This window comes from Nocardia sp. NPDC003345, assembly GCF_053589395.1.
In genome coordinates this window covers 1-10,841 of sequence record NZ_JBSFRU010000225.1, presented here as the reverse complement: position 1 = coordinate 10,841, position 10,841 = coordinate 1, and the positions used below count along the sequence as shown (strand labels likewise).

Annotated in this window: 10 protein-coding genes and 2 pseudogenes; 5 read left to right on the top strand and 7 right to left on the bottom strand. The window is 71.2% G+C overall.

All coding sequences use genetic code 11. The annotated features are described in order from the left end of the window. A pseudogene (locus ACWDU1_RS22215) lies at positions 1-577 on the top strand (5-methyltetrahydropteroyltriglutamate--homocysteine S-methyltransferase); the annotation flags it as partial. A 305-nt stretch (positions 578-882) separates the two neighbouring features. Here ACWDU1_RS22215 and recG read toward each other — a convergent pair. Next, a complete protein-coding gene (recG, locus tag ACWDU1_RS22210; protein ID WP_450001136.1) occupies positions 883-3,150 on the bottom strand; it encodes an ATP-dependent DNA helicase RecG in 2,268 nt (755 codons plus the stop codon). 43 nt (positions 3,151-3,193) lie between these two features. Further along, entirely contained in the window at positions 3,194-4,942 is a 1,749-nt protein-coding gene (locus ACWDU1_RS22205; protein ID WP_450001135.1) for a DAK2 domain-containing protein, read from the bottom strand. A 305-nt stretch (positions 4,943-5,247) separates the two neighbouring features. Between ACWDU1_RS22205 and rpmB the strand changes: the two genes are divergently transcribed. The 3 genes from rpmB to ACWDU1_RS22190 all read left to right on the top strand — a co-directional run bounded on the left by rpmB (position 5,248) and on the right by ACWDU1_RS22190 (position 6,869). Then, complete coding sequence (rpmB, locus tag ACWDU1_RS22200) at positions 5,248-5,439, top strand: 50S ribosomal protein L28 (RefSeq protein WP_011210730.1); 192 nt, start codon at positions 5,248-5,250, stop codon at positions 5,437-5,439. A 117-nt stretch (positions 5,440-5,556) separates the two neighbouring features. After that, positions 5,557-6,087, top strand: a complete 531-nt coding sequence (locus ACWDU1_RS22195) for an N-acetyltransferase family protein (protein WP_450001133.1) — start codon at positions 5,557-5,559, stop codon at positions 6,085-6,087. Further along, positions 6,084-6,869, top strand: a complete 786-nt coding sequence (locus ACWDU1_RS22190; RefSeq protein ID WP_450001131.1) for an enoyl-CoA hydratase/isomerase family protein — start codon at positions 6,084-6,086, stop codon at positions 6,867-6,869. Before ACWDU1_RS22195 ends, ACWDU1_RS22190 begins: the two co-directional genes overlap by 4 nt. Positions 6,870-6,876: 7 nt before the next feature. Here ACWDU1_RS22190 and ACWDU1_RS22185 read toward each other — a convergent pair whose 3' ends face one another. The 4 genes from ACWDU1_RS22185 to ACWDU1_RS22170 are packed head-to-tail and all read right to left on the bottom strand — an operon-like array spanning position 6,877 to position 9,748. Next, on the bottom strand, positions 6,877-7,740 hold the full coding sequence (locus ACWDU1_RS22185) for an alpha/beta fold hydrolase (RefSeq protein WP_450001130.1): 864 nt from the start codon (positions 7,738-7,740) through the stop codon (positions 6,877-6,879). 50 nt (positions 7,741-7,790) lie between these two features. Continuing rightward, positions 7,791-8,018, bottom strand: coding sequence for a hypothetical protein (locus ACWDU1_RS22180; protein WP_450001128.1), 228 nt, complete (start codon positions 8,016-8,018; stop codon positions 7,791-7,793). 36 nt (positions 8,019-8,054) lie between these two features. Then, complete coding sequence (locus tag ACWDU1_RS22175; RefSeq protein WP_450001127.1) at positions 8,055-8,738, bottom strand: uracil-DNA glycosylase; 684 nt, start codon at positions 8,736-8,738, stop codon at positions 8,055-8,057. 11 nt (positions 8,739-8,749) lie between these two features. Continuing rightward, positions 8,750-9,748, bottom strand: coding sequence for a thiamine-phosphate kinase (locus ACWDU1_RS22170; protein ID WP_450001138.1), 999 nt, complete (start codon positions 9,746-9,748; stop codon positions 8,750-8,752). A 152-nt stretch (positions 9,749-9,900) separates the two neighbouring features. Here ACWDU1_RS22170 and ACWDU1_RS22165 point away from each other — a divergent pair, with 152 nt between their 5' ends. Further along, positions 9,901-10,632, top strand: a complete 732-nt coding sequence (locus ACWDU1_RS22165) for a DUF3515 family protein (protein WP_450001126.1) — start codon at positions 9,901-9,903, stop codon at positions 10,630-10,632. Between the two features lie 81 nt (positions 10,633-10,713). On the opposite strand, the pseudogene ACWDU1_RS22160 reads toward ACWDU1_RS22165, so the two are convergent. After that, positions 10,714-10,841 (bottom strand): annotated as a pseudogene (locus ACWDU1_RS22160) (D-alanine--D-alanine ligase A); the annotation flags it as partial.

The following is a 10,841-nucleotide window of genomic DNA, read 5'->3' as shown; positions in this document are numbered from 1 at the left end:
CTGGTCGTTCGTCCGCGACGACCAGCCGCTGGGAGATTCGGCGAAACAGGTCGCCCTGGCGATCCGGGACGAGACCGTGGACCTGCAGAACGCCGGTATCCGGATCATCCAGGTGGACGAGCCCGCATTGCGCGAACTGCTCCCGCTGCGCAAGGCCGATCAGCAGGCGTACCTGGACTGGTCGGTAGACGCGTTCCGGCTCTCGACCGCCGGTGTCGCGGACTCGATCCAGATCCACACCCACCTGTGCTACTCGGAATTCGGTGAGGTGATCGACGCGATCGCCGGGCTGGATGCCGATGTGACCTCGATCGAGGCGGCCCGTTCGCATATGGAGGTGCTCGACGATCTCAACGCGGCCGGATTCGACGCGGGCGTCGGCCCGGGTGTCTACGATATCCACTCGCCGCGCGTGCCCGGTACCGAGGAGATCACCGCCTCACTGCGTGCCGCGCTGAAAGCGGTCCCCGCCGACCGGCTCTGGGTGAACCCCGATTGCGGCCTGAAGACCCGCGGACCGGCCGAGGTGGAGGCCTCGCTGCGCAATATGGTCGCCGCCGCGCGGGCCGTGCGCTGACCGTCACATGACAACCGGCCCGGGCCCTGACGGGCCCGGGCCGGTTCAGCCCTCTCCTGCTTCCGATTCCCGGCGTCTCGCGTGTTCGGCCGCGCATTCCGGGCAGCGTCGCGTCATCCGCAACACCGGTCTGACCCGTGGCTGCGAGGCCGTCGACGAGCGTCGCACCGCCCGGCACCCCTGCTCCGATTCCATCTGACCGACCCCTTCCCCTCCGCGTTACCTGTGCCAGGTTTGACGCCGGTCACGACACACCGGTTCCCCTGTGCCGCTACATTTTCCGGCGATCCACGACTCCGGCCGGGTCAGGATTTGGCCAGATACTCCAGCCGCTCGGAATCCACCGCCGCGTGCATCATCGCCGCGAGCCCTGGATGCCGGGTGAGTCCGGGATCCTCGGCGACCACCGCGCGGGCGAGTTCCTGCGCGGTCGAGATCACCTCCAGATCGTCGAGCAGTGAGAGCAACCGCAGTGAACGCGCCGTACCCGACTGCGCCGAACCCAGCACATCACCCTCGCGCCGCTGGCGCAGATCGAGTACGGACAACTCGAATCCGTCGGTGGTGCGGGCCACCGCTTCCAGCCGCGTCATCGCCGGGCCGCCGGGCGCGGCATCGGTGACCAGCAGGCACAGCCCGGGATGTTTCCCACGCCCGATACGGCCGCGCAGCTGATGCAGCTGGCTCACCCCGAAACGGTCCGCGTCCACGATGACCATCACCGTCGCGTTCGGTACGTCCACGCCGACCTCGACTACGGTCGTGCAGACCAGCACATCGATCTCCCCGGCGTTGAAATCGCGCATCACCTGGTCTTTCTCATCGGACGGCAGCCGTCCGTGCAGCAGTCCGACGCGCAGCGCCGCCAGGGGGCCGGTACGCAGCCGGTCGAAGACGTCGAGCACGGCCTGGGTGTTCGGCGGCTCCTTGCCGGTGCTCTTGCCCTTCGTTTTCCCGCCGCGGGTGCCGCCCTCCTCGTCGTCGCCGATGCGCGAACAGACGACATAGGCCTGCCGCCCCTGGCCCACTTCCTCGGTGATCCGCTCCCAGGCGCGGTCCACCCAGTTGGGATGGACCCGGCGCGGCACCACTTTCGAGCTGATCGGGGACCGGCCGCGGGGCAGTTCGGTGAGGGTGGAGGTCTCCAGATCACCGAGGGTGGTCATGGCGATGGTGCGCGGGATCGGGGTGGCGGTCATCACCAGCAGATGCGGGGAGTTGCCCGCTTTCGCCTTGGCACGCAGCGCGTCGCGCTGTTCCACGCCGAACCGGTGTTGTTCGTCGACCACCACCATGCCGAGATCGAAGAATTCGACCGCGTCCTGGATCAGGGCGTGCGTACCGATGACGATCCCGGCCTCCCCGGTCACCGCGGCGAGCAACGCCTCCCGTTTGGCGGCCACCGGCATGGAGCCGGTGACCAGGGTGATCCGGGTCGCGTTCTCCGCGGCGCCGAGCTCCCCGCCCTGTCCCAGCTCACCGAGCATCGCGCGCAGCGAACGATAGTGCTGGGCGGCCAAGACCTCGGTGGGCGCCAGCAGTGCGCACTGCCGTCCGGTATCGACGACCTGCAGCATGGCGTGCAGCGCGACGATGGTCTTACCGGAACCCACCTCGCCTTGCAGCAGCCGGTGCATGGGCTGTTCGCGGGACAGGTCGACGGAGATCTCCTCGATGACCTGCCGTTGTCCGGCGGTGAGCTCGAACGGCAGCCGCTGCTCGAACGCGGCGGCGATACCGTCGGCACGCGGCGGGCAGGCCGGTGCGATCCGCGCCGACACCTCGTGGCGGCGTTCGGCGAGCACCAGTTGCAGGGCCAGCGCCTCGTCGAACCGCAACCGCTCCCGCGCCCGCTCGATATCGTTCTTGTGCTCGGGCAGATGGATGAGCCGCAGCGCCTCCCCGACCGGCATCAGTGCCCGCTCGGCCCGTAGGTCCTCCGGCAGCGGGTCCGCGAGCGGGTCCAGCTGATCGAGTACCTGGCGGACACAGGCCAGGATCTCCCAGCTCTGTACCTTCGCGGTGGCCGGGTAGACCGGCAGGTACTCGCGTTCGAAGAACGACATGTCCACGCCGTCGGAGCCCTTGGCGCTCTGGGCGATCCCGCGCAGGTCGCCGCCGCCGCGCACGGTGGTCAGCGCCGGTTCGTCGTCCCCTGCTTCGGGCAGGATCAGATAGCCGGGATGGCTGAGATTCCATTGCCCGGGCCGCCAGTAGGTCACCGTGCCCGACATCATCGCCCGGGCGCCCTGGCGGACCGCGTACTTGACCTTGTCGCCGTTGAAGAACGTGACGTCCACTCCCCGGCCCGCGCCGGTGTCGAGCACCACCTTCAGCAGCGAACCCCGCCGCTGCCGCATCGGGCGCAATTCGGCCTTGGTGATCCGGCCGATCACGGTGATATGCGCCCCGTCCTCCGGCGCCTCCTCGGTGAGCGGCTGTCCCTGGGTGGCGTAGCGCAGCGGATAGTGGCGCAGCAAATCCTCCACGGTCCGCATATCGAAGGCATCGTCCAGCGATCCGGCCGCTTTCGCGCCCAGGACGTGGTCGAGCCGGTCGCTCAGTGTCGCCATCGCGAAACTCCTGTCACCGTGGGCCTCCGGGTCCGCCGGATACTCATTCCACCCCGATCTGTATCAGGTCCCCGCGCTGCCCACCGGAATACACCGTGACCTCCACGCCCGGGAACTCGGCCCCGATATGGTGCGCGAGACCGTCGGCGAGACCAGCGGGCGCCTCCGCGCCGACCAGCAGGGTCACCAGTTCGCCGCCGAGCCCGAGCATGCGGTCCAGCAGGGTCTCGCCGGCGGTCCGGGTATCCGCGTCGATCACGACCACATCGTGCCCGACCAGGCCGAGTCCGTCGCCGGGCCCACAGGTCCCGACCATGGTCAGGGCGCGGCCCCGCGCCCGCCGCAACGCTCCCCAGCGTGTCGCGGCGGCTGCCTCCGACATCGCGAAGGCATCGTCGACGGCGATCCGGGACCGGTCGTGGACCGCCAGCGCGGCCAGCCCCTGCACCATGCTGGCGCTGGGCAACAGCAGCACATCGCGGTGCGCGTCCCGGGCCGCGGCGCCCACCGCGACCAATTCCTGCGCGGGCAGTGCGCCGTTGGGCAGAACGAGCACCTCGCGATGGGGCAGCCCGCGGATCGCCGCGAGCAGCGCGGGCGACCCCAGCGCGGGTTCGGCGCCGAGTACCACCGCGCCCGCCGCCTCGAACAACGCGGTGGCACCGGTCCCGGCGGCGAGCGCGAGCACTCCCCGGTCGGCCGGTTCGGCCGAGCGCCCGGCGGTCCGCCGCGGCCGGTCGGCACCGGCGCGGACGCCGGATCGGGGGTCCCCGCCGCAGGGTGTCGAGGTCCGGCCCCGGGCGGTCTGCGGATCGTGCGGCGCACCGGATCGCACCGGTGGATTCTCGGCGAGGAACTCGATGCGGATATCCGCCGGCCGGCCCATCTCCAGTCCGGCCTCCACCGCCGCCCCGGCGTCGGCGCAGTGCACATGGACCGACCAGCCGCCCGCACCGTCGGCCGCGACGACCACCGAATCACCCAGCCGGTCCAGCCGTACCCGCAGTTCGGCCGCCGGTGCGGCCCCGGCCGCGGCGATCCGGTACATCACCTCGTACCGGGGCTCCCGCGCGGCACTCCGCGCGGCGTCCGGCTCCTCCGCCACGGCATATTCGCGGCGTATCGGCGCCGCGCCGGTGAGTACCGCCACCAGTTCGTCCAGCAGCACCAGCAGGCCCCGGGCCCCGGCGTCCACCACCCCCGCGGCGCGCAGGACGTCGAGCTGGTCGCGGGTCTCGTCCAGGGCCCGCCCGGCGCCCTCGGCCCCGGCCCGCGCCGCCGCGGCGAGATCGGCCCCCGGACACCCCGCCGCGGCGGCCCCGGCCCGGTCGAGCACGGTGAGGATCGTCCCCTCGACCGGGCGGCTGAGGCTCTCGCGGACCAGCGCCGCGGCGCGCAGCAGGCCCGCCCGGTATCCGGCGGCGGTCAGGACCGGACCGCTCGTGGCCTCGGCGAAACCGCGCAGCACCTGGGCGATGATGATCCCGGAGTTGCCCCGCGCGCCCGCGACCGCGCCCCGGGCCAGCGCCGCGGCCGCCCGGTCCGCCGCTATCGGAGCACCGGGACCACCGGCCGCCCCCTCCGCCTCCGCGACGGCGGCGCGCAGGGTCGACAGCAGGTTGGTCCCGGTATCGGAATCGGGCACCGGGAAGACATTGAGCGTGTCGATCTCCGCGCGCCGCGCCGCGAGACCGGAGACACAGGCCCGGCCCCAGCGCAGCAGGCCGGCGCCGTCGAGCCCGGTGGCACCGGGCGCGGTACCGTCGGAGACGCCGTCCGTACCATCGTTCACCTGCCGGGTTCCGGCCACCGCCACCTCGTTCCTCACCAACGGGATCTCCCGGTGGCCAGGTTAGCGGGATTCGCCCGGCGACCCGCCACTCCCGGATCCGTGCTGCTCGCCGCGGCGTCGCGGCACGGCGACCCCGGTTTGGAGTATGAATACGGGTCGGGCTACCCTTGCGGGGTTGCCTGGCGCGACCGTTGCACGGTCTGCGCTCGCCGAGCCCGGTGTTCGGCAGGCATGACGACATTGTTCTCGGATCGACCGCTGTACCGGTGGCAGATCCCCACCATGACATGAAGGAGTTCGCGACTATGGCTGCCGTCTGCGACGTCTGCGCCAAGGGCCCCGGCTTCGGTAAGTCGGTCTCGCATTCGCACCGGCGCACCAACCGTCGCTGGAACCCGAATATCCAGACCGTGCGCGCACAGGTCGCCCCGGGTAACACTCGCCGGATGAATGTGTGCACCTCGTGCCTGAAGGCGGGCAAAGTCGTCCGCGGCTGACCGCTGCCGGACCGTCCGCCGGCACGGCGGGCCCCGTAGACCTTCGAATACGATTCGCCCCGGCCGCTCCACCGCGGCCGGGGCGAAGTCGTGTCCGCGTACGCCCCGGATCGGGTCGTGACCGGTCCGCAGAGGGGCACCGGCGCCGAACCGCCCTGGACCATCCTCCCGGCGACCCCGGTACACGCCCGTGCCCTGGCGGCCTGCAATATCGCCTGCTGGCGTGAGGCCTATCGCGGACTGGTCCCCGATCATCTGCTCGACGCCTTCGATGTGGACCGCGGCGCCGCGAGCTGGGCGCGCAGTACGCGACGCGACGGGTCGATCCTGATCGCGCGGGTCGGCGCGGAAGTCGTCGGATTCACCCGCTACGGCCCGCCGCAGGAGCATCCCGCGGTCGCCGAACGCGAGCTCGCCGCCATGTACGTGCGGGCCCGCTGGTACGGGACCGGACTCGCGCACGCCCTGCTCGGTGCGGTGCTGGAACCCGGACTGTCCTGTTCACTGTGGGTTTTCGACCGCAATCCCCGGGCCCGCGCGTTCTACGCGAAGTACGGATTCGCCCCCGACGGCACCGAGCGGTCCGAACGTTTCGGCGCCGCAACCGAGATCAGGATGGTGCGCCCGGCAGTAATGTCGGGGCCATGAGCACCGAAGCAGAATACGTCCGGATCGAAGACGGGGTCCTGGAGATCACCCTGTCCACCGCAGCGAAGGGCACCTCACTCGATTTCGCGGGTGTCGCGGCGGGCACTGCCGCGCTCGAGGCGCTGAAACCGGAGGTGGGCGCGGTACTGCTGACCGGTGCGGGCCCGAATTTCTGCGCCGGCGGGGACGTCCGAGATTTCGCGGCCGCCGAAGATCGTGGCGCGCATCTGTACAACCTGGCCGATACACTGCACGTTCTCGTCCGCGCGCTGGACGCCGCACCGGTCCCGGTGGTCGCGGCGGTGCACGGCTGGGCCGCGGGCGCCGGGATGAGCCTGGTCTGCGCGGCCGATATCGCGATCGGCGGCCCGCGCACCCGCATGCGCCCCGCCTACCCCGGCGTCGGGCTGAGCCCCGACGGCGGTATGTCCTGGACCCTGCCGCGGCTGGTGGGTGCGGCCAAGGCGCGGGAGATCCTGCTCACCGACGCGGTACTCGACGCCGCCGAGGCGCAGCGTCTCGGCATCCTGGCCCGGATCGCCGACGACGACGAATCGGTGCTCGGTACGGCCCGGGAGCTGGCCCGCACCCTGGCCCGGGGCCCTCGCGCCAGTTACGCCTCCATCCGCACCCTGCTGAGCAAATCGGCGACCGCGACCCTGAGCGAACAACTCGACGCCGAACGCGATGCGATGGGCGCCGCGGCGGGCGGGCCCACCGGGCGGGAAGGCGTGGACGCCTTCCTCGCCAAACGGGCCCCGGATTACTCCGGTCTGGCCTGAATCCGCCTCACCGCGAGGTCAGCACGAATTTCGCCACCGCCTCGGTGAAGGCGTCGTTGTCGTCACCGGCGGCGGTATGGGCGGCATTGCCGATCTCGACGATCTCGGCATGCGGTACCAGGGCCTGGAATTCGGCCGCGCCCTCGGCGCTGACCACATCCGACTGCAGTCCGCGCACCAGCAGCACCGGAATGGTCAGCGCCCGCGCGGCGCCGTCCAGGGTGCGGGCCATCCGATCGGGATCGGCGGATTTGTCGCCGAGGATGCCCGGATCCCAGTGCCAGTACCAGCGCCCGTCGCGTTCGCGCAGATTACGCAGCAGTCCGGAGTTGGATTTGGGGCGCGGCCGGTGCGGGAGGTATTCGGCCACCGCGTCGGCGGCCTCGTCCAGGGTCGCGAAACCGTCGGGATTCTTGCTGAGGAAGGTGAGGACCCGGTTCACGCCCTCGGGTTCGGGGCGGGTCACGATATCGACCAGGACCAGGGCGGAGATGGCCTGCCCGCCCGGCGCGTGGGTCGCGAGCAGGCCGGTGATACCGCCCATACTGGCGCCCACCACCACCGCGGGCCCGCCGCCGAGTTGTTCGAGGATCGCGTGCACATCGCCGACCATGGCCTCGTAGCGGTAATCGCGATCCGGCGCCCACTGGCTGTCGCCGTGACCGCGGGCGTCGAGCGCGACCGCCCGGATTCCGGCGGCGCCGAGCTGCGCACCGGTCTGTTTCCAGGAGTGCCGGGTCTGGCCACCGCCGTGCAGGAACAGCACGGGAGCGCCGTCGGGAGGGCCGTACTGGTCCGCAACGAGCTCGATCCCGCCCGAGCCGCGCAATCGCAGCCGGACGGGATCGAGCAGATTGTTCGCATTACTCACGATTTTCAGCATCGCAAATATGCGGACGTTACGCCGTATGAACGGACAAATCAGCAGTCCAGGTCCATGGCGCTGAGGGTCCGCTGGAACAGGCACGCGCCCTTGGCGTTCACCGACGCCGAGATCGTGGACGATCCGTTCGAGGTGAAGTCCTCGGCGACCGGCGCGGTGACCGGGGCCGGCTCCAGCCGCAGCGGGGCCGCTCCGGCCGTGGCCGCGGCCCCGCCCGACAGGGCCGCGCCCAATGCGAGCGAGGCGGTGATGCCGCGCAGTTTCATGGTGTGCTCCTCACTTGTTTCTCTTTCGACGCCCGGTCAGGGCAGGCGCCAGTCCACGGGCTCGCCGCCGAGTTCGTCCAGGAGTTCGTTGACCCGGGAGAACGGACGGGAACCGAAGAATCCTCGCGACGCCGACAGCGGTGACGGATGCGCGGATTCGATACAGGGCACCTCGGCCTCGGCCAGCACCGGTTTCAGCGAGGCCGCGTCCCGGCCCCACAGCACGGCCACCAGCGGCTCGTCCCGCGCCACGAGCGCCCGGATCGCCTGTTCGGTGACCTGCTCCCAGCCCTTTCCGCGATGCGAGGCGGGTTTGCCGGGCGAAACGGTCAGTACCCGGTTCAGCATCAGGACGCCCTGATCCGACCACGGGCTCAGATCGCCGCAGGTGGGCGTGGGATGGCCGAGGTCCTTGCTGTATTCGGCGAAGATATTGGCCAGGCTGCGCGGTACCGGCGAAACATCCGGCGCCACCGAGAAGCTCAACCCCATCGGATGTCCGGGAGTCGGATACGGGTCCTGGCCCACGATCAGCACCCGGACATCCTCGAACGGATGCCGGAAGGCGCGCAGCACATTCTCTCCGGCGGGTAGATACCCGCGACCCTCGGCGTTCTCGGAGCGCAGGAATTCGCCCATCGCCGCGATGCGATCGGCCACCGGCTCCAGCGCTTTCGCCCAGCCCGGATCGATGATGTCCGCGAGTGGTTTCGTGCCCATGACCGCACAACCTATCGTGACCGGTCCGATTTCGCCGAGTCCGTCCCCGCGAACGCCTCCCACCCCCGGGAGCCCTCGTACCGGGCGCCGTCGACGGTAACCCCATGACCGGCATCGATACGCCCGATGGCGGTCCAGCCGGACGGGAGCGCCGACCCCGGCGGCCAGACCCCGGCGAACACATGATCCTCACCGCCGGTCAGGATCCATTGCCGCACATCGCCTTCCACCGCCTCGGCGCAGCGGTGCAGTGCGGGGTCGGCCAGCGCGTCGAAGGAGATATCGACCGCGACGCCCGAGGCGTCGGCGATATGTCCCAGATCGGCCAGCAGTCCGTCGGAGATATCGGTGAGGGCGACCGGCGGGCGACCATCACGGATCGCGTCGCGCACCGATCCGTAGGGCGGACGCGGCGCGCGATGCGCCGCCAGCGCCCGTTCGGTCTCCGCGCTCGCGGTGATATCCGGTGTCATCAGCACGGCATATCCCGCCGCCGACCAGCCGGGGCTGCCCGCGATCGCGACGGTACCGCCGGGCCGCGCGCCGGACCGGGTGATGTATTCGCACCCCAGGGGGTCGCCGAAGGCGGTCACCGAGATCACCCAGTGCGGACTGCGCACGATATCCCCGCCGGCGACCGAACCACCGGCCCGGACGGCCTCGTCCCAGCATCCGTCCGCCAGCCGCAGCACCGCCTCGGCCGGGGCGTCGGCCGGGATTCCCACTCCGATGACATAGCCGGTCGGTGCCGCGCCCATGGCGTAGATATCGGCGGCGTTCTGTGCGATCGCCTTACGGCCGATGTCCTCGGGGTCCGACCAGTCCAACCGGAAATGCCGGTCCTCGATCAACATATCGGTGCTCACCGCGTAGTGACCGCGTCCGGCCGTCAGCACGGCGGCGTCGTCACCCGGGCCCAGCCGGACCGCCGGGCCCTGCACCCGGCCCCGGTTGATCCGGGAGATCAGGGCGAATTCGCCCATCTCCGCGACCGTCGGTCCTGTACTGATCGTGCCGGCCCTTCCTCGCTCGCGGTCGCGGCGGCACCCCGCCGCCGCCCGGCCGTACGCCGGCCCGCCCGGCACCGACGGTACCCTGTGCCCGGTGACCAGGCGCGGCGGCCGGATGCCGCGCCGACCGTCGGACGAAAGGATCGCCGAGGATGCCGGGGACATCGCCGGACCGGGACGCCGATTCCCCGGAAACCGATGAATCGGTACCGGGCAACCTGCCGGACCCCGAAGCCACCGGCGAACCGGAGACCGCGGACGTGGCCGATCCCCCGGAGAATCCCGGCGCGGCCGCGGACCCCGGCGAATCCGGCGGCCCGGGCGACGCCGGGACCGGTGACTCCGGGCGCACGCCCTATCCCCCCGCCTTGATCGCCACCGCGGTGGCGCTTCCGGTGGCGCTCGTGGTGGGTGTGGTGGTGGCCGCGTTCCTGGTTCTGCGCGCACCCGCCGAACCCGAACCGGTGGCGCTGGGCCCGGTCCCGGCGCCCGCGGCCGACGGTCCCGCCTGCGCCGCGCTGATGCCCGCGCTACCCGCCGACATGGGTGATTTCAGCCGCGCGACCCTGGTCGACCCGGCACCCCCGGCCACTACGGCCTGGCAGCGCCCCGACGGCGGCGAACCCATCGTGCTGCGCTGCGGGCTGGACCGCCCGCTGGAATTCAACCGGGCGTCCCCACTGCAGATCGTCAACGGGGTGCAGTGGTTCGAGATCCGCGACGATGCCGCGGCCACCGCCACCTGGTTCGCCGTGGACCGCGAAACCTATATCGCGCTCACCGTCCCCGACGGATCCGGCCCCACACCGCTGCAAGCGGTATCGGACACCATCACCGCGCACCTGCCGGCACGTCCGATCGATCCGGGAGAACTTCCGAACTGAGACGCGGCGGCGCCGGGCATAGTGCCCACCGGACGGGCGGGATCCGCCGCCACCCGGGCCGCACCCGCCGCAGCGGGAACGTCAGCGCAGTCCGGTACCGCGCGCCAGCGCCGTATCGATCAGTGTGGTGAGCAGTTCGCTGTAGGTGATCCCGGTGTGCTCCCACATCCGCGGGTACATGGAGATCGGCGTGAACCCGGGCATCGTGT